This is a genomic window from Amycolatopsis sp. NPDC039088 (assembly GCF_055598845.1).
Map to the genome: position 1 here is coordinate 1 of NZ_JBVKAE010000010.1, position 23,265 is coordinate 23,265.

21 protein-coding genes are annotated in these 23,265 nt (G+C 68.9%); 7 read left to right on the forward strand and 14 right to left on the reverse strand.

The window, feature by feature from the left end; all coding sequences use genetic code 11:
• Nucleotides 1–106: 106 nt before the first annotated feature.
• A complete protein-coding gene (locus ACZ7KI_RS14820; RefSeq protein WP_470273673.1) occupies nt 107–1,603 on the reverse strand; it encodes a CoA-acylating methylmalonate-semialdehyde dehydrogenase in 1,497 nt (498 codons plus the stop codon).
• A gap of 142 nt (nt 1,604–1,745) precedes the next feature.
• Between ACZ7KI_RS14820 and ACZ7KI_RS14825 the strand changes: the two genes are divergently transcribed.
• Nucleotides 1,746–3,368: a PucR family transcriptional regulator gene (locus tag ACZ7KI_RS14825; RefSeq protein WP_470273674.1), complete on the forward strand. Its 1,623-nt coding sequence runs from the start codon at nt 1,746–1,748 to the stop codon at nt 3,366–3,368.
• Nucleotides 3,369–3,427: 59 nt separating this feature from the next.
• Nucleotides 3,428–3,793 carry an SSI family serine proteinase inhibitor gene (locus ACZ7KI_RS14830; RefSeq protein ID WP_470273675.1) on the forward strand — a complete coding sequence of 122 codons (366 nt, stop codon included), beginning with the start codon at nt 3,428–3,430 and terminating at the stop codon, nt 3,791–3,793.
• Nucleotides 3,794–3,912: 119 nt separating this feature from the next.
• Here ACZ7KI_RS14830 and ACZ7KI_RS14835 read toward each other — a convergent pair whose 3' ends face one another.
• From ACZ7KI_RS14835 to ACZ7KI_RS14845, 3 genes are all read right to left on the reverse strand, one after another.
• Nucleotides 3,913–5,511: a DUF4153 domain-containing protein gene (locus tag ACZ7KI_RS14835; RefSeq protein WP_470273676.1), complete on the reverse strand. Its 1,599-nt coding sequence runs from the start codon at nt 5,509–5,511 to the stop codon at nt 3,913–3,915.
• A gap of 69 nt (nt 5,512–5,580) precedes the next feature.
• On the reverse strand, nt 5,581–6,618 hold the full coding sequence (locus ACZ7KI_RS14840) for a HAMP domain-containing sensor histidine kinase (protein WP_470273677.1): 1,038 nt from the start codon (nt 6,616–6,618) through the stop codon (nt 5,581–5,583).
• Nucleotides 6,615–7,298 carry a response regulator transcription factor gene (locus ACZ7KI_RS14845; RefSeq protein ID WP_470273864.1) on the reverse strand — a complete coding sequence of 228 codons (684 nt, stop codon included), beginning with the start codon at nt 7,296–7,298 and terminating at the stop codon, nt 6,615–6,617. Before ACZ7KI_RS14845 ends, ACZ7KI_RS14840 begins: the two co-directional genes overlap by 4 nt.
• Nucleotides 7,299–7,539: 241 nt before the next feature.
• Between ACZ7KI_RS14845 and ACZ7KI_RS14850 the strand changes: the two genes are divergently transcribed.
• The 4 genes from ACZ7KI_RS14850 to ACZ7KI_RS14865 are packed head-to-tail and all read left to right on the forward strand — an operon-like array spanning nt 7,540 to nt 12,289.
• Nucleotides 7,540–9,111: an NCS1 family nucleobase:cation symporter-1 gene (locus ACZ7KI_RS14850; protein ID WP_470273678.1), complete on the forward strand. Its 1,572-nt coding sequence runs from the start codon at nt 7,540–7,542 to the stop codon at nt 9,109–9,111.
• A complete protein-coding gene (locus ACZ7KI_RS14855; protein ID WP_465463712.1) occupies nt 9,062–9,904 on the forward strand; it encodes a nitrilase-related carbon-nitrogen hydrolase in 843 nt (280 codons plus the stop codon). The genes ACZ7KI_RS14850 and ACZ7KI_RS14855 overlap by 50 nt, the downstream gene beginning before the upstream one ends.
• Nucleotides 9,904–11,289 carry a dihydropyrimidinase gene (gene hydA, locus ACZ7KI_RS14860; RefSeq protein WP_470273679.1) on the forward strand — a complete coding sequence of 462 codons (1,386 nt, stop codon included), beginning with the start codon at nt 9,904–9,906 and terminating at the stop codon, nt 11,287–11,289. Before ACZ7KI_RS14855 ends, hydA begins: the two co-directional genes overlap by 1 nt.
• A 10-nt stretch (nt 11,290–11,299) precedes the next feature.
• Nucleotides 11,300–12,289 carry a TIGR03842 family LLM class F420-dependent oxidoreductase gene (locus ACZ7KI_RS14865; protein ID WP_470273680.1) on the forward strand — a complete coding sequence of 330 codons (990 nt, stop codon included), beginning with the start codon at nt 11,300–11,302 and terminating at the stop codon, nt 12,287–12,289.
• A 72-nt stretch (nt 12,290–12,361) separates the two neighbouring features.
• Here ACZ7KI_RS14865 and ACZ7KI_RS14870 read toward each other — a convergent pair whose 3' ends face one another.
• The 5 genes from ACZ7KI_RS14870 to ACZ7KI_RS14890 form a co-directional block, all read right to left on the reverse strand.
• Nucleotides 12,362–13,858 carry an FAD-dependent monooxygenase gene (locus tag ACZ7KI_RS14870; protein ID WP_470273681.1) on the reverse strand — a complete coding sequence of 499 codons (1,497 nt, stop codon included), beginning with the start codon at nt 13,856–13,858 and terminating at the stop codon, nt 12,362–12,364.
• A 138-nt stretch (nt 13,859–13,996) separates the two neighbouring features.
• Nucleotides 13,997–15,232, reverse strand: a complete 1,236-nt coding sequence (locus ACZ7KI_RS14875) for a serine hydrolase domain-containing protein (RefSeq protein ID WP_470273682.1) — start codon at nt 15,230–15,232, stop codon at nt 13,997–13,999.
• A 10-nt stretch (nt 15,233–15,242) separates the two neighbouring features.
• Nucleotides 15,243–16,043, reverse strand: a complete 801-nt coding sequence (locus tag ACZ7KI_RS14880; RefSeq protein WP_470273683.1) for a siderophore-interacting protein — start codon at nt 16,041–16,043, stop codon at nt 15,243–15,245.
• Between the two features lie 30 nt (nt 16,044–16,073).
• A complete protein-coding gene (locus ACZ7KI_RS14885) occupies nt 16,074–16,427 on the reverse strand; it encodes a hypothetical protein (RefSeq protein WP_470273684.1) in 354 nt (117 codons plus the stop codon).
• Nucleotides 16,424–16,837 (reverse strand): SgcJ/EcaC family oxidoreductase, encoded by a 414-nt coding sequence (locus tag ACZ7KI_RS14890; protein WP_470273685.1) that lies wholly within the window; start codon nt 16,835–16,837, stop codon nt 16,424–16,426. The genes ACZ7KI_RS14885 and ACZ7KI_RS14890 overlap by 4 nt, the downstream gene beginning before the upstream one ends.
• 111 nt (nt 16,838–16,948) lie before the next feature.
• Between ACZ7KI_RS14890 and ACZ7KI_RS14895 the strand changes: the two genes are divergently transcribed.
• Entirely contained in the window at nt 16,949–17,629 is a 681-nt protein-coding gene (locus ACZ7KI_RS14895) for a TetR/AcrR family transcriptional regulator (protein ID WP_470273686.1), read from the forward strand.
• A gap of 690 nt (nt 17,630–18,319) precedes the next feature.
• Here ACZ7KI_RS14895 and ACZ7KI_RS14900 read toward each other — a convergent pair.
• From ACZ7KI_RS14900 to ACZ7KI_RS14920, 5 genes are read right to left on the reverse strand one after another with little or no spacing between them, the layout of a single operon-like run.
• Nucleotides 18,320–19,342: a GNAT family N-acetyltransferase gene (locus tag ACZ7KI_RS14900; protein ID WP_470273687.1), complete on the reverse strand. Its 1,023-nt coding sequence runs from the start codon at nt 19,340–19,342 to the stop codon at nt 18,320–18,322.
• The gene (locus tag ACZ7KI_RS14905) at nt 19,336–20,379 is read right to left on the reverse strand and encodes a GNAT family N-acetyltransferase (RefSeq protein WP_470273688.1); all 1,044 of its coding nucleotides are present in this window, start codon (nt 20,377–20,379) and stop codon (nt 19,336–19,338) included. Before ACZ7KI_RS14905 ends, ACZ7KI_RS14900 begins: the two co-directional genes overlap by 7 nt.
• A complete protein-coding gene (locus ACZ7KI_RS14910) occupies nt 20,376–21,479 on the reverse strand; it encodes a hypothetical protein (RefSeq protein WP_470273689.1) in 1,104 nt (367 codons plus the stop codon). The genes ACZ7KI_RS14905 and ACZ7KI_RS14910 overlap by 4 nt, the downstream gene beginning before the upstream one ends.
• On the reverse strand, nt 21,473–22,510 hold the full coding sequence (locus ACZ7KI_RS14915) for a GNAT family N-acetyltransferase (RefSeq protein ID WP_470273690.1): 1,038 nt from the start codon (nt 22,508–22,510) through the stop codon (nt 21,473–21,475). The genes ACZ7KI_RS14910 and ACZ7KI_RS14915 overlap by 7 nt, the downstream gene beginning before the upstream one ends.
• Complete coding sequence (locus ACZ7KI_RS14920; protein WP_470273865.1) at nt 22,507–23,232, reverse strand: hypothetical protein; 726 nt, start codon at nt 23,230–23,232, stop codon at nt 22,507–22,509. Before ACZ7KI_RS14920 ends, ACZ7KI_RS14915 begins: the two co-directional genes overlap by 4 nt.
• Between the last annotated feature and the right edge of the window lie 33 nt (nt 23,233–23,265).

The window sequence follows — 23,265 nt, forward strand, 5'->3', positions numbered from 1 at the left end:
CCCTCAAGGAGTCCCTCACGGACCAGCGCTACCCAGCTCACCCGCCGTAGGTAACCAAAACACCGTTGGCCAGAGCCGTCATCACCACTCACGAGCCGGACCGCCGTCAGCTGTTGCGCGGGAAGCCGAGATTCACGCCGCCCTGGGAAGGATCGGGCCAGCGTGAGGTGACCACCTTCGTCCGCGTGAAGAAGTGGAAGCCCTCCGGCCCGTAGGCGTGGGTGTCGCCGAACAGCGAGTCCTTCCAGCCGCCGAACGAGTAGTAGCCGACAGGCACCGGGATCGGCACGTTCACCCCGACCATCCCGACCTCGACCTCGTTCTGGAACCGCCGCGCGGCCCGCCCGTCGTTGGTGAAGATCGCGGTGCCGTTTCCGTAGGCGTTGGCGTTCACCAGCTCCAGCGCCGCGTCGTACCCCTCGGCGCGCGCGACCGCGAGCACCGGCCCGAAGATCTCGTCGGTGTAGACCGACATCTCCGGCGTCACGTGGTCGAACAGGGTCGGGCCGAGCCAGAACCCACCGTCCTCCCCGTCGACCTCGACGCCCCGTCCGTCGACGACGAGCCGGGCGCCGGCTTCGACCCCCGCTTCCACATAGGACTCGACACGTTCGTGGTGCGCGGCGGTGACGAGCGGTCCCATCTCCGACGTCGGCCGCCTGCCGTCGCCGACGCGCAGCCGCGTGATCCGCTCGGCGATCTTCGCGACCAGTTCGTCGCCGACCGGGTCGACCGCGACCACGACCGACACCGCCATGCACCGCTCCCCCGCCGAGCCGAAGCCGGCGGAGACGGCCGCGTCGGCGGCGAGATCGAGGTCGGCGTCGGGGAGGACGACCATGTGGTTCTTCGCCCCGCCGAGCGCCTGCACGCGTTTCCCGTGCCTGGTCCCGGTTTCGTAGACGTACTTCGCGATCGGCGTCGACCCGACGAACGAGATCGCCTTGACATCGTGGTGTTCCAGCAACCCGTCGACAGCGACCTTGTCGCCGTGCAGGACGTTGAGGACGCCGTCGGGCAGACCGGCCTCGGCGAACAGTTCCGCGATGAACACGGCCGCGGACGGGTCTTTCTCGCTCGGCTTGAGCACGACGGTGTTGCCGCAGGCCAGCGCGTTGGGCACGAACCACAGCGGGACCATGGCCGGGAAGTTGAACGGCGAGATCACGCCGACAACGCCCAGCGGCTGCGCGATCGAGTAGACATCGACACCGGTGGAGGCGTTCTCGCTGAAGCCGCCCTTGAGCAGTTGCGCCGCGCCACAGGCGAACTCGACGTTCTCGATGGCGCGCGCGATCTCACCGGCCGCGTCGGATTCGACCTTGCCGTGCTCGCTGGTGACGATCTTGGCCAGCTCGTCACGCCGCGCCGACAGCAGCTCACGGAAGGCGAACAGTACCCGCGTCCGCCCGGCCAGCGACGTCCCGCGCCAGCCCGGGAGCGCCCGGGACGCGGCCGCGACCGCGGCGTCGACGTCGTCCTGCGCCGCGAAGGCGACCTTCGCCCGCACCTGACCGGTGGCCGGATCGAACACGTCACCGGATCGTCCGCTCACGCCTTCGAACGGTTTGCCCTCTATCCAGTGGTTGATGCGGTCGGTCACGGGTGCCGCCCTCCTGGTCGCCGGATGCCTGCTCCCGGTCGAGTCTGGGTGCGCGCGCCACACCGACGCCATCGGCAACGTGTACGGACTCACGGTCCCGGCCGTACAGTCTGTCTCTGCGTTCCGACCAGGTGGGAGGCCGATGTACCCGACCGTCGCCGAGGTGCTCGCGCTGCCGGTGCTGCGTCAGGGCAGGCCCCATGTGGTGGCGGGGGCGGCGGGGCTGGACGCGCCGGTCCGCTGGGCGCACGTCGCCGAGGTCGCGGACATCGCCCCGTTGCTGCGGGGCGGGGAACTCGTGCTCACCACCGGGGTCGCGCTGCCCGACGACGGCGCCGCGCTCGCGAGGTACGTCGCCGAGCTGGCCGGGGTCGGGGTGGCCGGGGTGGTCGTCGAACTGGTCCGTCATTGGAGTGACAAGCTGCCGTCCGCGCTGGTCGAGGCCGCGGACCACCACGGGGTCCCGCTGATCACGCTTTCCCGGGAGACGCGCTTCGTGTCGGTCACCGAGGCGGTGAACGGGCTGATCGTGGACGCCCAGGTCGACGAACTCCGCGCGGCGGAACGGGTCCACGAGACCTTCACCGCGCTGACCGTCGCCGGAGCCGAGCCCGGCGAGATCCTCCGCGAAGTCGCGAGACTCACCGAGCATCCCGTCGTGCTGGAGACCCTGTCGCACGAGGTCCTCGCCTACGACACGGCGGGCACCGACCCGGGTGAGCTGCTGCCCGGCTGGCCGTCGCGGTCGCGGCCGGTGCAGGTCGGCGAGCGGACCGGCTTCCACACCGGCGCGGGCTGGCTGGTCACCGTGGTCGGCGCGCGCGGGCACGACTGGGGACGGCTGATCGTGGTCTGCGGGGATCCGCCGCCGCGACGGCATGTCGTGGTCGCCGAACGCGCCGCGTCCGCGCTCGCCGTCCACCGGCTGGTCGCCAAGGACACCGACGGTCTGGAACGCCAGGCGCACCGCGCGATCCTGACCGAACTGCTGGCGAACCCGGTGCCGCCTGCCGAACTCACCGCGCGCGCCTCCGCGCTGGGTGTCCCGCTGACGGGACGCCTGCTGGTCGGGGTCGCCGTGCGGCCCCGGATCACCGCGACCACCAGTACCGCGCAGTCGACCCCGGTGCTGCTGAGGGAACTCGCCGAGGCGACCGCGCTCGCCGCGCGGCGGGCCAAGGTGTCCGCGCTGGTGGCCGCCGACGACACCTTGGTGCGCGCGCTGATCGCGCTTTCCCCGGAGGCGGGGGTCGACGCGGTCCTGCGACGGCTGGCCACCGACGTCCACGAGGCCCGCTCCAGCGCGCCCGCCGTGGTCGCGGTGGGCACGACGGGCACCGGGCCCGCCGAGGCACGCCGGACGCTCGTCGAAGCCGCTCAAGTCGCCGCGGCGGCGATCGGTGAGAACGCCGAGCGGGTGGTCCACCGGCTCGACGACGTCCGGTTGCGCGGACTGCTGCATCTGCTGGCGGGCGACGAACGGATCACCGCGTTCGCCGCGCGGGAACTGGGCCCGCTGCTGAGCCGGGACGCGGCGCAGGGCAGCAGGCTGGTGCAGGCACTGCGGCATTACTGCGAACACGGGGGCAACAAATCGGCGGCCGCGGCCGCGGCGCACACCTCCCGCACCGCCTACTACCAGCAGCTGGCCAGGATCGAGCAGGTGCTCGGCGTACGGCTGGAGGAGCCGGAATCGATGCTCTCCCTCTACGTCGCCTTGCTCGCCCACGACATCCGAGAAGACGACGACCACACGACCGGGTGAGCAAATCTCACCCAAGCGAGGAACACAGTCACCGGGTCACGTCAGCCGATAGGGTTGATATGGCTTTCTTCGAACCGATCGGCACCTGCATGCTCGCGCTGGCCTGTCTGGCCCCGGTGCAGCCCGCCGACTCCACGTTCCAGCTGACCAGCCATCACTCCAACGGCCGGATCGGCTCCGTTTCGCTCACCTGCCAGCCCACCGGCGGCTCACACCCGAGTCGCGGCAAAGCCTGCGCCAGCCTGTCCAAAGTGGACGGAAAGTTCGACAGGCTACGCGGGGAACCGCGCGCCTGCACCTTGGAATACTCGCCGGTGGACGTCTCCGCGGTCGGCAAATGGCGCGGTGAACCGGTCACCTTCCGCACGTCCTACCCGAACCCCTGTGTCGCCGACGCCGACTCTGACGGCGTCTTCACCTTCTGACCGGTAAAGGACAGGTGACCGCCGGGCCTCCCCCTCGGTGGCCCGGCGGTCGCCGCCGATCACCACCGCCTTGATCGCCCTCACCCCCAAGAGGGCGATCAAGGCCGTGGTGCCACGGCTCAGCGACGGGCCGGATAAGGACACCTCTCCCCGTCCGCGGTGGCGACGGGGGTCTGACGCGCGCGGGCCCGGCTCAGGTTCCATCCGCGCCAATCATCTTCCGAGATTCCCATCACGACCGGTCCGAGCACACAGGAGCGAAGGGGCTCCGGAAGCCGATCCGCCGCGGGTACGACGTCGGCGGAAAACCCCGACAGGTAACGGGTATCGAGGGTTTTGCCCGCCGCGATGCGGTCGATGTTGCGCTCGGCGATGAACCGCTCCGGATCCAGCACGGCCAGCCCCAGCAGGGCCACGACGGCGGCACCGATGGCCGCGCGCGGCAGCCACGCCGAGCGCAGCGGGATCAGGGAAACCAGGATCAGCGCGAAGATCAGCCCGATCCAGAGTTCGCAGACCTCGACCAGCAGCCGCAGCACGGTGAACCCGTATGCCTGCTGGTATGTCCACATGCGACTCAACGCGGACGCGACCAGCACCAGGCTGAGCACACTCAGCGCGCCGAGCAGCCCGCGCTGCCAGGCCCGATCGGGCCTCGAGGACTTCGGGGCCCACCGCAGTGCCGCCGCGACCAGCAGCAGGGTCAGCACGGTGATGGCGGACAGCTGCCAGAACCCGCTCCTGGCGTATTCGGCCGCGGTCAGGCCACTCGTGCGCAGGACGTACTCGGTGCCACCGAACAACACGACCAGGCGAACCGCGACGAAGCTCGCGAACAGCAGCACCAGTACCCCCAGCGGCAGGGCCCATTCGAGCCGGTGCGCCAGCCGTTTGTGCGGCGCGTCGTCCTCGGCGGGCAGCGGCGGCGCCGCGAGCAGGTAACACGCGCCGATGACGGCGAACGCGCCGACGCCGAAGAGGAAACCCCAGCGCACGAAGGTTTCCGGGTTCAGCTCGGGGATCACCGCGTCGACGACGTTCGCGAACGCGGCGTCGGCACCGCGCAGCAGCGGGACGAACACCAGCAGCAGTACGGCACTCGCCAGCACCGGCACCAGGAACCGTGGCCTCGCGCGGCTTTCCGGCTTCTCGGTGACCTTCTTGAGCCCGCGCCCGATCCACGGGATCGCGAGCAGTGCTTCGATCGGCACCGCGAAGACGTCGTAGACGATGGTGTTCACCGTGCGCTTGCCGACCACCGCGAGAGATCCCGCGACGCAGGCGGCCAGTACGCACAACACGTTCAGCCACGCCGACGCGCGGAACACGCCCACCGCGAGCAGGCCGAGCGCGGCCAGCGCCCACAACGCGTTCACCAGGCCAAAATGCGGCTCGGCGGCACCGCGGGCCCGCCTGTCCGCGAAGTAGACGGCCACGGCGAAGGCGAGCCCGGCCACAAACCAGCCGACTCCGGGATCGTCCGGCAGCGCGACGGCGGCGATCAGGCCCGCCGCGGCCGCCGCGGGCAGCACCGAGCCGGGAAGCGGGACGATCGCGGACTTGGGCGGCACCCGGGGCCGCATCAGCACCGGTACCTGCGGCGCCGCGGGCATGGGTTTGGGCGGCAAGACCCCGTCAGGCATGGTCGGCTTCATCGTGCTCGTCGCCGCCGACGGAGGCGACGCGTGCGCCTGCCGATCTTCTTGGTCTTCGCTCATCGAATCCTCCAGTTTGCGAAAGCACATACAGGTGAGTGCGCAGAGCCGCCGAAAGAAAGCGGCGAATGGTTACGGAACGGGGATCACGACGCGGATGACACAGCCCTGCCGTTCTTCGGGGCTGACGACGGCGATGCTGCCGTCGTGGAGATCGACCACCCACCGGGCGATCGCGAGTCCGAGGCCGGTGCCCCCGCCGCCTGCCCGCTCACCGCGGGTGAACCGTTCGAACACGCTATCCCGCTCCCCCGGCGGGATCCCGGGGCCCTCGTCCTCGACCTCGATGACGACGTCGGCGTCGCGCGCCTCCGCCCGCACCCGGACCTCGCCACCGGAGGGTCCGTGCCGGACGGCGTTGTCGAGCAGGTTCACCACGACCTGGTAGAGCCTGCCCCGGTCGGCGACGGCCATCGCGCCGGGCGGCTGGACGTCGACGGCGAACCGCACGCCCCGGCCGGTCGCGGCCGCGGTCACCCCGGCCTCGGCGGCGACCTCCTCCAGGAGCAGTTCGAGGTCGAACTCCTCCAGCTGCAACGGAAACGCCCCGGCGTCGATCCGGGAGAGGTCCAGCAGTTCGGAAACCAGCCTGCCGAGGCGTTCGGTCTGCTGCAGCGCGGTCTTCAGCGTCGCCGGATCGGGTTTGGCGACCCCGTCGACGAGGTTCTCCAGCACCCCGTTCAGCGCGGTGATCGGGGTGCGGAGTTCGTGGGAGACGTTCGCGATGAGCTCGCGCCGCCGCTGGTCGGCGACTTCGAGGTCGGCCGCCATCTGGTTGAAGGCGTGCGCCAGCTCGCCGACCTCGTCCCGCGCGGTCGCCCGCACCCGGCGGGTGTAGTCGCCCTTGGCCATCGCGCGGGCGGCGGCGGTCATCTCCCGCAGCGGCCGGGTCATCCCGTGCGCGAGGATCTGCGAGGTGACCACGGCGAGCACCATCGCGGCCATGGTCGTCTTCGGTGGCAGCCAGCCGATCTGCCAGTTGAAGAACGCGAACGCGATGCCGCCGGAGGACACCAGCAGGATCGCGAGCTTGAGTTTGATGGAGCGGACCGGGTCGAGCGGTCTCGGCAGCGCGTCGACGATCCGGCCCACGAGCGGGCGCGGGTTCACGATCCCACCTCCAGGGCGTAGCCGACGCCGTGCACGGTGCGGATGAGATCCGCACCCAGTTTGCGGCGCAACGCCTTGATGTGACTGTCGACCGCGCGGGTGCCCGAACCGGTGCCGGCGACGTCCCAGTCCCAGACCTCACTCAGCAACCGTTCCCGCGGTTGCACCGCCCTCGGCCGCTTCGCGAAGTGGACGAGCAGGTCGAACTCGATCGGCGTCAGCTGCGCGGTCGTACCCGCCCGGGTGACCCGCCGCTGTTCGACGTCGATCTCGAGGTCGCCGAGCACGATCTTCGTGCCCGCTTCGCTCAGGTCGGCCCTGACGGACCGGTCGACGCGGCGCAGCAGCGCGTGCACCCTCGCCGAGAGCACCCGCATGGAGAACGGTTTGGTGAGGTAGTCGTCCGCACCGACGCCGAGGCCGATCAGCATGTCCGTCTCATCCGATCGGGCGGTCAGCATCAGCACCGGGACCGGACGGCGGGCCTGGATCCGGCGGCAGACCTCCAGCCCGTCGAATCCCGGCAGCATCACGTCCAGCACCACCAGGTCCGGCTCCCGCGCGGCGTCCACCTCGACACCGGTCGGGCCGTCGTGCGCCAGCTCCACCGAGAATCCCTCCGCGCGCAGCCGCGCGGCGATGCTTTCGGCGATGGTCACGTCGTCCTCGACGACCAGCACCCGGCGTCCTCCCAGTTCCATGGGGATGACTGTAAGCAGCGGCCGTGGAGACCGTTCGGGTGAGCTGTGGAGATCCTGTGGAGATGTTTCGGCCGGATTGCCGGATTGAGACGTCCGTGTGTGTGACGCAGGTCATGCATCAGGGGCGCTCGAACGCAATCGACAGTCTGCGTTTCGACGCCACCAACAGTGAACAGTCTGCCAGTCCCACCTCCGCCGCGCGGGCGAGCACGATTCCGCAATGGAGCCGACGGCACGCGGAACCCAGCTCGTGCATCCTGATGGCCGGGTAGAACTCGGCGAGGTCGAGTCCTTGAAGGACAGCCGCTTCTACAACGAAGAGCTCGCCCCGGTCCCGGTGGAGAAACGGACCTGGACCACCTACAACTACTTCGCGTTGTGGATGGGGATGGCGCACAACATCCCCTCGTACGCGCTCGCCGCGTCCTTGATCGCGCTCGGCATGGACTGGGTCCAAGCCCTGATGACGATCATCATCGGCAACCTGATCGTGCTCGCCCCGATGCTGCTCAACAGCCACGCCGGGACGAAGTACGGCATCCCGTTCCCGGTGTTCGCCCGCGCCTTCTTCGGGATGCGCGGCGCGAATCTGGCGGCCTTGCTGCGGGCGTTCATCGCGTGCGGCTGGTTCGGCATCCAGACCTGGGTCGGCGGCGAGGCCGTCTACATCATCGTCGGGCGGCTGGCGGGCTCCGGCTGGAAGGACTCCACCGTCGTCCTCGGGCAGCACTGGACGCTGTGGCTTTCGTTCGGGCTGTTCTGGCTGTTCCAGATGCTCATCATCTGGCGCGGGATCGAGGCGGTGCGGAAGTTCGAGAACTGGACGGCACCGCTGGTCTCGGTCGGCTTCCTGATCCTGCTCGGCTACGTGCTGGTCAAGGCGGGCGGGCTCGGCCCCATCCTGTCCGAACCCGGGAAACTCGGCTGGGGGCCCGACTTCTGGAAGGTGTTCGCGCCGTCGCTGATGGCGATGATCGCGTTCTGGTCGACGCTTTCGCTCAACATGCCGGACTTCACCCGCTTCGGCGGCAGCCAGGGCAAGCAGGTCCGCGGCCAGATCCTCGGCCTGCCGACCACGATGACCTTCATCGCGATCGTGGCGATCCTGACCACGTCCGGCGGCAGTGTCCTCTACGGCGAGCAGATCTGGGACCCGGCGAAACTGGCCGACCGGTTCGACTCCCCGCTCGTGGTCGTGATCGCGCTGATCGCGCTGGTGCTGGCGACCGTGTCGGCCAACCTCGCGGCCAACGTGGTCAGCCCGTCCTACGACTTCTCCAACGCGTTCCCGAAGAAGATCACCTTCGCCGTCGGCGGGCTGATCACCGGCATCATCGGCATCGTCATCCAGCCGTGGCGGCTCTACTCCGACCCGAATATCTACATCTTCGCCTGGCTCGGTTTCTACGGCGGCCTGCTCGGCGCGGTCGCCGGAGTGCTCGTCGCCGGCTACTGGGTGGTCAACCGGACACACCTCAACCTGCGGGACCTCTACACCGAACGCGGCGTCTACTGGTTCAACGGCGGCTGGAACTGGCGCGCGCTGGTCGCGACGCTGGTCGGCGCCGTGCTCGCGGTCGGCGGCGCGTACGGCGGGCCGTTCCCCGCCGACGGGCTGATCCCGTTGCTGAAACCGCTCTACGACTACAACTGGGTCGTCGGACTGGCGGGCGCCTTCGTCGTCTACCTGCTGCTGGCCCTGCCCGAGCGCAACCGCACCGCCTATCCAGAGGAGGAAGCAAGTGAGCGACCTGGTCCGAGCCGGATTGATCCAGCAGCGGTGGACGGGTGACAAGGAGTCCATGATCGCCAACGCCGTCGAAGCGATCGGGAAGGCCGCTTCGCAGGGCGCGCAGGTGGTCTGCCTGCAGGAGTTGTTCTACGGCCCGTATTTCTGCCAGGTGCAGGACACCGACTACTACTCCTACACCGAGGGCATTCCCGACGGGCCGACGACGAAGCTCATGCAGGAGGTGGCCGAACGCCACGGCGTCGTCCTCGTCGTCCCGATGTACGAGGTCGAGCAGCCGGGCGTGTACTACAACACCGCCGCGGTGATCGACGCCGACGGGACCTACCTCGGCAAGCACCGCAAGAACCACATCCCGCAGGTGAAGGGATTCTGGGAGAAGTTCTACTTCCGGCCCGGGAACATGGGATACCCGGTGTTCGACACCGCCGTCGGCCGCATCGGCGTCTACATCTGTTACGAGCGGCACTTCCCCGAGGGCTGGCGCGCGCTGGGACTGGCCGGGGCGAAGATCGTGTTCAACCCGTCGGCGACCAGCCGTGGGCTTTCGGAGTACCTGTGGCGGCTGGAGCAGCCCGCCGCCGCGGTGGCGAACGAGTACTTCGTCGGCACGATCAACCGGGTCGGCGTGGAACCCTTGGGCGACAACGACTTCTACGGACAGACCTATTTCGCGGACCCGCGAGGCCAGCTGGTCGGCGAAGCCGCGTCCGACACCGAAGAGGAGATCGTCGTCCGCGACCTCGACATGGGGCTACTCGCCGAAGTACGGGATCTGTGGGCCTTCTACCGAGACCGGCGTCCCGACAGCTACGGACCCCTCGCGGAGGCGTGATGACCACCCTCATCAAGGGCGGGCAGGTGCTGTCCACGGCGGGCGCGTCGGCGGCGGACGTCCTCGTCGACGGCGAGACGATCGCGGCCGTCGGCGCCCCCGGCACGCTGGGGCCCGCCGACGAGACCATCGACGCCACCGGGAAGTACGTGCTGCCCGGCGGGATCGACGCACACACCCATATGGAGATGCCGTTCGGTGGAACGCATTCCGTCGATTCCTTCGGCACCGGGACGACGGCGGCGGCGTGGGGCGGGACGACCACGATCATCGACTTCGCCGTACAGGCCAAGGGCACGTCACTGCTGTCCACTATGGACAAGTGGCATGAGAAGGCCGACGGGAACTGCGCCATCGACTACGGCTTCCACATGATCGTCTCCGACGTCAACGATTCGTCGCTGAAGGAGATGCAGGCCTGCGTCGACGGCGGGGTCGGCAGCTTCAAGATGTTCATGGCGTACCCGGGGGTGTTCTACTCCACCGACGGCGAGATCCTGCTGGCCATGCAGAAGGCGCGCGAGATCGGCGCCACGATCATGATGCACGCCGAAAACGGCATCGCGATCGACCAGCTGGCCGCGCAGGCGTTCGCCGCCGGGAAGATCGACCCGGTGCAGCACGGGCTCACCCGGCCGCCGGAGCTGGAGGGCGAGGCGACCTCGCGCGCGATCCAGCTGGCCAAGGTGACCGGGGCACCGCTGTACATCGTGCATCTCTCGGCGTCGCAGGCACTGGCGGCGGTCGCGGAAGCGCGTAACGACGGGCAGAACGTCTTCGCGGAGACGTGTCCGCAGTATCTCTATCTGTCCATCGAGGACTTGGCCAAACCGGACTTCGAGGGCGCGAAGTACGTCGCTTCTCCCCCGCTGCGCGAGAAGTCGCATCAGGCGGACCTGTGGCGCGGGCTGCGCACCAACGACCTTTCGGTGGTGTCGACCGATCATTGCCCGTTCTGTTTCAAGGACCAGAAGGAACTCGGCCGCGGCGACTTCCGCGCGATCCCCAACGGGATCCCCGGCGTCGAGCACCGGATGGACCTGCTGCACCAAGGCGTGGTGGCGGGCGAGCTCACCCTCGGCCGCTGGGTCGAGACCTGCTCGACCACTCCGGCGCGGATGTTCGGGCTCTACCCGCGCAAGGGGGTCATCGCGGCGGGTTCGGACGCGGACATCGTCGTCTACGACCCCACGGCGAAACAGACCCTTTCGGTCGAGACGCACCACATGAACGTGGACTACTCGGCCTACGAAGGGCTGGAGATCACCGGCAAGGTCGAGACGGTGCTGTCACGGGGCCGCGTGGTGGTGTCGCCGTCCGGGTTCTCGGGAAGTACGACGCACGGGAAATTCCTCTCGCGCGACCTGAACCAGTATCTGAACTGAGGTGGGCGCCGTGGACTTCGGGATAGTGCTGCAGACCGACCCGCCCGCGCGCGAACTGGTGCGGCTGATGAAGGCCGCCGAGGATCAGGGTTTCCGCTACGGCTGGACGTTCGACTCCTGCGTGCTGTGGCAGGAACCGTTCGTCATCTACTCGCAGATCCTCGCGGCGACGTCGTCGATGATCGTGGGCCCGATGGTGACCAGCCCGGCCACCCGGGACTGGTCGGTGATGGCGTCGACCTTCGCCACGCTCAACGACATGTACGGCAACCGGACGGTGTGCGGCATCGGCCGGGGCGACTCGGCGCACCGCGTCGTCGGCATGCCACCGTCCACTTTGGCCACCGTGCGCGACTGCATGCACGTGGTCAAGGAACTCGCCGAAGGGCGCGAGGTCCTGTTGCGGGACAAGCCGGTGCAGATCCCGTGGATCCGCAACGGCAGGCTTGAGATGTGGATGGCCGGATACGGACCCAAGGCACTCAAGACGGTCGGTGAACACGCCGACGGCTTCATCCTCCAGTGCGCCGATCCCGCGATCGCCCGGTGGACCATCGGCGCCGTGCGCGAGGCGGCCCGTGCGGCGGGGCGGGATCCGGGCGGGATCACCATCTGCCTCGCGTCGCCGGCATATGTCGGCGACGATCTGGCGCACCAGCGCGAACAGCTGCGGTGGTTCGGCGGGATGGTCGGAAACCACGTCGCGGATCTCGTGGCGCGCTATGGCGATTCCGGGCCGGTGCCCCGGGAACTGACCGACTACATCCGTGAGCGCCAGGGTTACGACTACGCGCACCACGGGCGGGCGGGCAATCCGTCGACCGACTTCGTCCCGGACGAGATCGTGGACCGGTTCTGCCTGCTCGGGCCGTCTTCGGCCCATGTGGAACGGCTGGAGGAGCTGGCTTCGCTCGGGGTCGACCAGTTCGCGCTGTATCTCATGCACGATCAGCGGGAGGAAACCCTGAAGCGGTACGGCGCCGAGGTCATCGGCCGCTAACATCCGCGTTTCGTCCTCTGAATGCGTTCCTTGCATGCGCAACTACCGCATTCAGAGGACGAATGCCTGGGATCAGCCCGCGAACCAGGCGGCTAGGGCTTCGCGCAGGCCCTCGGCGTCGGTCTCGCCCGCCCAGGCGACGTAGCCGTCGGGGCGGATCAGCAGGACGTCGGCGGGCCGGTCCTCGGCCTTGGCGGTGCGGACGTCGACACCGGCCTCCGCGGCGAGTTCGCGAAGCTCCGGCCGGTCGGCGAGGTCGAGCAGAACCGGCCGCGCGTCACGCATCAGCTCGGCGACGCTCGTCGCGCCTTGATCGGTCTCCAGCGCGAGGTCCGGAACGAACGTGCCGGCGAGCGCGTGCCCGGAACCCGGCATCGGGTAGCGCGTGTCGGTCCCGGCGACGTGGGAGGCCAGCCGTCGCGCGGCCTGCTCGTCGTCCAGAAGCTCCTGGAAGACCGCCCGCAACGCCTCGGCGGCTTCATCGTGCCCGCGCCGCAGCGCGACCTGCGCCCGGGATTGCAGCAACGCTCGGGTACCCGCGGCGTGCCGTTCGGCGTGGTAGCTGTCGAGCAGCCCTTCCGTTGCCCTGCCCTGGATCTCGGCGGCCAGCTTCCAGGCGAGGTTGACCGAGTCGGACATGCCGACGTTGATCGCCGTGCCGGTGGAAGGCAACAGGTGGGCCGCGTCGCCCGCCAGCAGGATCCGTCCCTCGCGGTAGCGCTCGGCCTGGCGGGCGGAGAACTGGTAGCGCGAGAGGCGGACCGGGTCGCCCAGCGGGACGTCCCCGCCGAGCACACGGCGGATGCTGTCCCCGAGTTCGGCCAGCGTCATCGGCACGTCGTCGTCGACCTCGCCGGGATCGTCCTCGGTGGTCTGGATGAACAGGATCCCCGGGGTGAGCGAGCCGAGCGCGAACACACCGGCGTCGGTGCGGGTGAAACCCGCCTTGATCCGGCCCAGTTCCGGCGTCTCGATGTCGCCATTGTCGTGCACGGTCAGTCCATCCGGGACGCTGACCTGCCCGATCCGGTTGACCTCGGGATAGGTGGTGCCGGGGAACGCGATCCCGGCCATCGAGCGGATCGGGCTGCGGCCGCCGTCGCAGCCCACCAGATACGGAGCGGTCACCTGGTAGGTCCCGTCGGGACCGCGCACCTCGGCGGTCACCGACTCGTCGTCCTGGCTCACGCCGACGACCTCGTGCCCGCGGCGAAGCTCCGCACCGAGGCCGGTGGCGTGCTCCGCCAGCAACCCCTCCAGCAGCTGCTGGCGCACCGACAGCGCCTTCAGCGGCGGCTCCTCGAACCGGGTGAGGTCGACGTGCACCCCACCGAACGGGAACCGGTCGGCCGGGACGGGATCGGTGACGAGACCCCGCACCCGGTCCAGCAGGCCGCGGTGGTGCAGCAGGTCCAGGATCTGCCCGCTGAGGCCGTGGGCCTTCGGTGTCTTCCCCTGTTCCGGCCGCCGTTCCAGCACCAGCGGGCGCACGCCTGCCAGCCGCAGTTCCGCGGCCAGCATCAGCCCGGTCGGGCCGGCGCCCACGATGATCACATCGACGTCCGTCAAGTCTTCGCTCCTGTTCGGCCTGTTCTTGCTACGGCCGAGGATTCTGCGGCACCACCGGGGTCTTGCCGCAAGACCCCCAGTGCGCTATACGTTGAACATGGAGGGGCACGCCCCCCATCTCTCCGGACTCGCGACCCCCTAGCCGACGAGCGCTTGATACACCAGGTTGCGCAGTTCGACGCGGATCGGATAGGACGACGACGGCAGCAGCTGCGTGAAGAACAGCACCGTGATGTCCTCGTCCGGATCGACCCAGAAGGCGGTACTGGCCGCGCCACCCCAGGCGAATTCTCCCGCGCTGGCAAGGGTTTTGGCCTTCACCGGGTCGTCGAGCACGGAAAAGCCCAGTCCGAAGCCGAAACCGTGGTACGGCGCCTCGGAGAACGCGGGCCGCCCGTAGGTCTCCAGGTCGACACCGCCCGGCAGATGGTTGCTCGCCATGATCTGCACCGTGCGCGGGCTGAGCAGCCGGGCGCCGTCGAGTTCGCCGCCGCGCAGCAACATCTGTGTGAAGCGGTGGTAGTCGCCCGCCGTCGAGACCAGACCGCCGCCACCCGACAAACAGGTGGGCGCGACCCGGCCGACGGCGCCCATCTCGTCGTGCCGGAAGGGGGCCTTGGTCTTCGGGTGGGGCACGTAGAGGGCGGCGAGCCTGTCGAGGACGCCGGAATCGGCCTGGAAGCCTGTCTCGTGCATACCGAGCGGCGTGAAGATCCGTTCGGCGAAGAAGGTCTCGAGGGACTGGCCGGAGACGACTTCGACGAGCCTGCCGAGGATGTCCGTCGCGACCGAATAGTTCCATTCCGAACCGGGCTGGAACAGCAACGGCAGCCGCGCGATCGCTTCGGAGACCCCGGCGAGGTCGAGCCCCGGTGCCATGCCCCAGTCGAATCCGGCCTCGCGGTAGATCGCGTCGACCGGATGCGTGCGGTGGAAGCCGTAGGTCAGGCCCGCGGTGTGGGTGAGCAGATGCCAGAGCCGGATCGGCTCGGTCGCGGGCTCGGTCGCCATGCGGACGGACGAGCCCTTCGTGAAGACCTTCGGCTCCGCGAACTCCGGCAGCCACCGCGAGATCGGGTCGGTGAGGTCGATGCGGCCCTCTTCGACGAGCATCATCGCGGCGACCGAAGTGACCGGCTTCGTCATCGAATAGACGCGCCAGATCGTGTCCGTCTCGACCGGCAGCCCCGTCTCGATGTCACGCAGCCCGTTCGACGCCAGATGCGCGACCTTCCCGTTCCTGGTCACCACCGCCAGGTACCCGGGAAGCAGGTTCCGTTCCAGGTACCCGTCGAAGTGCTTGTCGATCCGCCGCAGTCGCTCCTCGTCGAAACCCACCTCGGCCGGGTCGACGTCCACCTTCAGCTCGATCATGTGACCGAGGCTACGCGTTCCGCTCGGCCTGTTTCTCCAGTCGCCACGCCTCGTCGGTCTTCCCGATCCGCCAGTATCCGGAGATCGAGAGCAGGTCTCGCCGCATTCCCCGGTCGTCGAGCAGATGACGCCGCAGGTCGCGGACGAACCCGGCCTCGCCGTGGACGAACGCCTGCACGACACCGTCACGCCAGTCGAGGGCGCGGACGGCGGCCGCCACCTCGTCGCCCCGGCTCCGGTGCAGCCAGGTGATGTGCGCGTCGGCCTTGGTGGTCAGCGCCTGCTCTTCGGCGGCGTCCTCCACCAGGATGACCGCGTGCACGGGAACCCCCGCCGGCATCGCCTCGAGTGACGCGGCGATCGCCGGCAGGGCGCTCTCGTCCCCGGCGAGCAGATGCCAGTCGGCCTCGTCGCCCGGCCGGTACGCCCCGCCGGGACCGGAGATCAGCAGTTCGTCCCCGGGTTTCGCGGCGGCGGCCCACGGACCGGCGACGCCTTCGTCGCCGTGGTGGACGAAGTCGAGCACCAGTTCGCCGTGGTCCGGGTCGAAGGCGCGGACGGTGTAGGACCGCATCCGCGGCCATTGCTCGCGAGGCAGCTCTTCGCGAACCCGTGCCAGGTCGAACGGCTCGGGATAGGTGACGCCCGGAACCCGGAAGTGCACCTTGACATAGGCGTCGGTGAAATCATTGGGCTGGAACGAGGCGATCCCTTCGCCCCCCGCCACGATCCGGACCATATGCGGGGTGATCCGCTCGGTGCGCAGCACCCGTAACCGGGTCGCCGACACCGGCTTCCTCGCCTCGGCCATCCAGGATTCCTTTCCTCAGGTTAGGTGAACCTAACCGAGCGTACGCCCTTCTGCGTCGGGGCGGGCCAGGTCGACCAGCATCCGATCGAAGCCCTCCCGGACTTGCCCGCCGAATCCGCCGAACCGTTTGGCCAGCGAAACCGCCCACCCCCCGTGCGAAGCGACGTTGTACACCCGATGGGTTACCCGCGCACCGGCCGGATCATCCTCGACGGTGTATTCGCCGCGATACCACCAATCGCCCTGCTGCGCGGTGAACCGCCGTCCCGCGTCTAGCTCGAAACCGGGGTTGTACGGCTGCGCCTGAAGATGGTCCGTGAGCCGGGCGAAGACCGCGTCGGCAGGCGCGGGCACCACGCCTACCACTTCGACCAGGAGTCTCACGACGCCCTCGCGGCCGGATCGCTCACTCGCGTGTTCTGGAAGGACGCGACGCGCCAGCCGCCGGACTCCTTGACGAGCACATACGTCAGCGTCGATTCCCGGCCCGGTTCGGGCGTGCCACCCGCCAGCGACGACCCGCCGCCCGCCACGACGATCGCGACATCCGGCCGGATGAACCGGACCTTGGGTTCACTGCCGCCGTCGACCAGCTTCGAGCCCTTGAGCGGCCCCTCGAACAGGGCTCGGTGCGCGCTTTCGATGACCGCGCGGCCCGGCATGTTCATCCCGAAGAACGTCACGTAATCGGCGTCTTCGGTGAACCACTGCGCGTACGCGACCGCGTCACCTTCGTTCCACGCTTCGGCGAGCTTGCCCAGCACGGCCAGGACTTCGGTACGGGATTCGGTCATGATCTCCTCCAGTTGGCGAACACCGTTCGTGTTACGAACACCGTTCTACAGACGAACGACGTTCGCGTCAAGTAGGGTTTCCGCCATACCCCGGATCAGGAGGCGAACGAAGTGAGCAGGCCCCGGCGTCGCGCCGAGAAACCAGTGCTATCCCAGGAGCTCGTGGTGAAGACGGCACTGGACCTCCTCGCCGCCGAGGGACTGGAGGCGGTGAGCATGCGGCGCGTGGCACAGGCGCTGGAGACCGGCCCGGCGTCGCTTTACGCCCACGTCGCGAACAAGGAAGAGCTCCACGAGCTGATGGTCGACCACGTCCTCGACTTCGGCCCGATCCCCGAACCCGACCCCGACCGATGGGTCGAGCAGGCGAAGGAGCTGCTGCGCGGGAACGTGCGCGCGCTGACGTCGTTCCCCGGGATCGCCAAGATCGCGTGGGCCATCGCGGTCCCTGTCGGCGCGAACTCCTTGCAGCAGGCCGAAGCCCTGCTCGCGGTGCTGCGCGCGGGCGGCCTCGACCTCAGGCGGGCATTGTTCGCCGCCGACGCGTTATGGCTCTACACCAAGGCTTTCGCCTACGAAGGCGATGGCTGGCAGCACGGCGACATCAACCTGGCGGAGCAGGAGGAACGCGGCAAACGGATGGTCGACTACATGACGTCATTCCCGCCGGGCACCTTCCCGAACCTGCTCGCTTCGGGCGAGTACTTCAGCGCGGAAACCGCACAGGAGCGCTTCGAGTTCGCCATCGACCTGTTCCTGCGCGGCCTCGTGAGTGGCGATTCGGGTTATTGAGAGGTAAGGCAAACATGGCGTGATCGCCTCGCTGACGTGAAGGTCCCCTTCCCTACCCTGAAGGTAGCGAAGTAGACCTTCGCGGACTGGTCGCAATCAAGGACTCCCCACTGAGACAGTGGGGCCTCCTTGACTGTCCACAGGGGACACCATTGGACGACTTCATGTCCGATTGATGCCTATATTTACGGTTTCGAAGGGGAGCCACGCATACCGCCCAAGTTGGACACTTACCCGTGCAAATAGGGTCCTTTGTGGACAGACCAGTCGCCGTCCCCACTCCCGCCAGCCGGTCCGGACCCACGCCGGGGCACGCCATGTTTGCCTTACCCCTCAAATAGAACACGAATCGCCACTCACGACCAACCCGGCCACCCGCCCGAGCTTCAGTGTCCACAAGGGATAACTCCGCGCGCTTGCGTGTCTGATTGATGTCTCTATGCACGGTTCTGCGGGAGGTCGCGAGTGCCAATGAGGGTTATTGAGGGGAAAGTCAAATGCGTCCTGGCGTGGGGCCGGTGTCGCTCCTGTGTACGCGTTCTTCTGGTAGCGAAGGCCTCCTTGCCTACCCTGACGGTAATGAAGGAGGCTTTCGCTACCGTCGGATGCGATCCTCGCGAAGCCGCGCAAGTTCCCCAAATCGGTGGCTGCGGTCTCGAAACGTGTCCCTTATGGACAGACAAGAGCCGGTCAGAGCAGCGCGACCGCGGCCGCGTACTGCGGCACCAGATGCGCTCCCAGTGACGCCTTCGTCTCGGACATCTTCTTGCCGAACATCACCTGTGGCCGCCCGGTCTCCAACGCCCAGCGCACCACTTCGCCGTAGAAGTGGAAATACAGGTTGGTGCGTCCGCCCAGCTCCGGCGGGAGCGCGGCCCAGTTGCGGACGATCGGCAGGGTCGGGTGATCGAGAAGGGTCGTCATGGCGACCACCCGGCCTGTGGCGGTCTCGCGGTAGCAGATGAGGTGCACGTCGGGCTGCCGCAGCAAGGCGCTCCAGTAGCCCACGAACGCCGGGAGCGGCACGATCGGCACGTCGTGGTGTTTGGCTTCGTTGTGCCGCAGCAATTCCGCGATCTCGACCGGATCGGCGTCGACGCCGGGCATGACCCGCGCTTCGATCGAAGGGTCGGCGTCGAAGGTGCGGAAGATCTTGCGCAGGTTGTACTTGCGTTTCTTGGCCAGCGAGTTCACCCAGTCGTCCCGGCCCGAGAACGACGTGACGTCGAGGACGGCGACGTCCTCGGTCCGGCGTACCGTCTTCAGCCTGCCACGGACACTGTCCACTCCGGACTCGCCGATCTGCCGGACCAGCAGCGCCCGCAGTCCCAGGCCCAGCTCGGAGCGCATGGCCGGGACGAAGGTGTCCAGCAGCCTGCCGACGCCGCCATCGTCGTCCTCACCGTCGAACCACCAGCCCGGCATCGCTCCCGAACCGGGGGCGCGGACATCGAGCCCGCCGAGCCGTCCGCGCCCGACCGGGCGGGCGAACCGGTGTCGCCGGGTGCGTCCGGTGACCCAGGCGGAACTGACCACGCCACGCGGTTCCCCGTCTTCGAGCAGAACCGTGACCGGCTGCGCGGTCCGCGCCGCCCACGCCTGGGTGGTGAGCACCTCCCAGCTCCAGTCCGCGCGCAGACCGGCCTTGGCCCGCAACGTTTTCCAGTACGCGGGCTCCGGATCCCGCCGGGGGTCGAGCACCTCGATCACCATCGGGTCACCGGCCTCGGCGCGACGACCCCCTGCAGCCCCACCGGCTGGAAACCGAGCGTGGCCTTCAGGTCGGTCAGCCCCCGTCCCATCGACAGGGACTTCCGGTTGCCCTCGATCATGTAGCGCACATTCCGGACGACGGCGTCGAAGTAGAGGTGCTTCGGCCGTCCCTCCTCCGGCGCCACCGCGGCCCAATGCTGGTGAAAGGGCGCCACGGGATGATCGAGCACGATGCCGAACGCGAGCAGCCTGCCGTCGGCGTCGTGGTAGGTCGTGGTGATCACATCCGGCCTGCGCACGAGTTCGGCGAAGTATTCGGCGGTGACCGGACCGCGCCGGTCGAACTTCACCGGTCCCATCCGCTCGCGATGCCTCCGCAGCAGGGTGGCCAGTTCCCGGGCGTCGAGGTCGGTGCGGGCGGGCTCGCCGCGGACGAGCACGTCCGGGTCGGCGGCGACCTTCTTCGACTGGCCGCGCAGGCTCAGCCGCCTGCTCCGGCGCAGGGACGCCAGCCACCCTTCGACGTCGACGAACCGGTTCTCCAGTACCGATGTCGGCATCGTGTCGAGAACCTTTCTGCCCCGTCCGGACAGCATGTCGAGCGCTTCCGGCTCCACAGTGCGGTAAACGACGCCGAGGCAGCCTGGCCCGGTGAAGCGGCAGACGGCCTGTTCGAACCGGCGCATGATCTCCCGCCGGTCGGCGGCGGCGACCCCGTCCGCGAACAACCACGGCGGATATCCGGAAAGCCACGCGTGCTGGACTTCGATCCAGCGCGGTCCCCACCGCGCAGCACTGCGTACCGCAGCAGGCCGCTCCGAAGCCCGCGGGGAACACAGCATCGCCAGCACAGCGGCGACGATCTCTCCCCCGTCGCTGATCACGGTCAGGACGTCGGGGCTGCGGGAGAACCGCGATTCCACCCGCAGCAACCCGTAGTCCCACGGGACCGGCGCCTGCTGGACGGCGAGGAACGTGGCCCAGCCTTCGGGTTCGGGATCGGTTCGCGGGTCGAGTACCCGCACTTCCCAGGTCATCGGCCCAGCGCCGGTCTCGGCACGGCGACCGAGACCAGGGACCTGGTGCCGAAGCCGAGTGCGGTCTTGTTCGCCAGCATCGCCCGGCCGGCGGTCAGTTCGCGGCGCTCGTGCGTGATCATGTGCTCCACTCCCCTGGCGTAGAAGTCGACATAGAGCCCTTTCCGGCCACCGTCCGCGCCCGGAAGCGCGGCCCACTGGTGCAGCACGCATTCGCCGTACGTGTCGAACAGCGTGCCGAATCCCAGCAAGCGTCCGGATCCGTCACGGTAGGTGCGAGTGACGACGTCCGGGCGGCGCACGAGTGCGTCCAGATAGGACGGCGCGATCGGGCTCCGGGTGTCCATGTGCAGCCCGCCGAACCGCGACCGCTGCCCCTCGGCCCAGGCCCGTTCGTCCTGCCTGGCGCGGTGGGCGTTGAGCAGCACGGCGAGTTCGTGGCAGTCCAGGTCCTGCCGGGCGGAGGCCGCCTCGGTGCGGAAATCCCCGTCTTCGCTCAGGTCGCGCAGCGTCTTCCGGACCTCGTCGCCGAGTGTCCGTTCCCATTCGTCCACTGTGGAATAGTCGTTGGCCAGCACGGCGACCGGGTCGATCTCCCGGGACATCCGGCCGCGGCCGTCCAGTGCCGGGAGGAGCTCCGGGGTCATCGCGCGGTAGATCACACCCAGCAGCCCGGGCCCGAGGTGAGCGCACAGTGCCCGTTCGAACCGGCGGACCGCTTCCCGCCGCTCGGTCTCGTCCAGCCGCTCGTCGAGCACCACCGCGGGATGGCCGCTGAGCTGCCAGAGGTAGGCCTCCGCCCAGCGTGGGCGGAACCGTCCACCGAGGACGGACAGCGGCGCGAAGTCGTCCGCCCGCCAGCTCCGGCACACCATCACGGTGAACGCGCCGACGACCTGCTCACCTCTGCGGAGCACCGCGAGTACCGCCGGGTTCTTCGCCAGCCAGGCTTCCCGGCGCAGGACCTCGTAGTCCCAGACCGGCGACAACCTCGCGCGATGCAGGAATTCCCGCCAGCCGGTGGGTTCGGCCGCGCTCCTCGGATCGACCACCTCGGCCTCGAACGCGGTGCTCCGTTCCGTCACCTTCATCGTCACCATCCCAGTACCGGTCTCGGCACGGCCGCGGAGTACACCGGGCGCGCCCGGAAGCCCAGCGTGGCCTTGAGTTCGGGCAGTCCGCGTCCGGCGGTGAGTTCCTTGACCCCCCGCCGCGTGGCGTAGCGCATGGCGTGGATGTAGGAGTCGAACAGCAGACCCTGGCGCCCGCCTTCATCCACCGGCAAGGTGCCCCAATGCTGTTTCGCCGGGCTGTCCGGATGCTCGAGCAGGGTGTTCACCGCGAGCAGCCTGCCGTCGGCGCCGGTGTAGGTCAGCGTGTGCACGTCCGGCCGCCGGAGAAACCGGTGCAGGAACGCCGCGGACGGCGGTGTCCTGGTGTCGAGCGGGAGCTTCCCGTGCCGCTCACGATGTCCTTGGATGAGGGTCGCGACCTCGGCGCTGTCGAGGTCTTCCCGGCCTGCGCCACCCACGACCACCACGCCCTGATCGGCGGCCAGTCTGCGCCGCAGCCTCCGCAGCCCACCACGTCGCGACTTCGGCAGCGACGCGATCCATTCGTCTTCGGAGGCGAAGCGGTTTTCCAGCACCGCGACCGAATCGACCACCTTCACCAGCCGCCCCGGCCCTTGGAGGTCCTCCGCGAAGTCGCGACCCAACGCCCGGTACAGGACCCCGAGCAGACCGGGACCGAGACGGCGGCGCAGTGACCGTTCGAAGGCCCGGATCAGCGGACGCCGTTCGGCGTCACCGATCCCCGGCGCGAACGCGAACCCCGGGTAGCCGCTCAGCCACGGTTGGCAGACCTCGGCCCAGAACGGCCGCAGCAGCCGATGCCCCGGCGTCGGTGCGAAGCGGTATCGCAGCCGTGGACGGCACACCAGCACCGAAAACGCCGCGACGATCCCGGCGTCGTCCGTGACGGTGGCCAGCATCGGCGGGTTCCGCGCGGTCCAGGCGTCGAGACCCATCACCTCGTAGTCCCATACCGGATGCAGGCGCGCGGCGTGGAAGAACTCCGGCCAGCCGACGGGAACGGGATCGGTGCGGGGATCGTGGAAGCCGATCTTCACGTGAGCACGACCGGGGTGCCGTGTCGCGGGCACGGCGCGATCTCACCACGGACGCCGCCCGCCGGGAGCACGTCCACGAACCGCGGGGAATCCTGACGCAGCAAGGTGAACGCCAGACCGCCCGTGGTGGACCGGGCGTAGACGCGGGGCCAGTCGAGGTGCCAGCGACCGCATTCTTCGATCGCGCCCAGGTAACCCAGCGCCGGATCGTGGAGCACGCCGTACGGACCGGTGTCCATTGTGTCCAGTTCCCGTCGCGGTACGGATTCGACCCGGTACGCACGGTCTTCGGGCAGTGCCGCGGCGAAGACGGCCAGTTGCTTGTCGTCACCGATCGCGAGCACACGTTGCCCGCGGCGCAGCGCGGCGGACAGTTCCGCGAGCACACCCGGCGCCGGGACGTCGGGATCCACCACACAGCAACGGACTCCGCGCGGCAGGTCCACCGACGGCCGCGTCCCGTCGTCACCGAGCACGACGACCAGTGCGTCCCCGGTCACCGAACGTGCCTTGCGCAGCACGGGACCCAGACCCCGGCTCGGCTCGACCCGTTGCGTGCCACCGGCGAGCGGCACGAGATCGATGATCTTGTGCACCGCCTCGGCCAGCGGCGCCGCACCGGAATCCGTTCCGGTGCGACCGGGTACCAGCACGGGATCCGTTCTGCCGTCGAGTGCCCAGCGCTCCCGGTAGAACGGCACCGTCGCGAAGGCCGACCGCACGGAACGCCGATAGGCCGCCCGCCAGGCAGCACT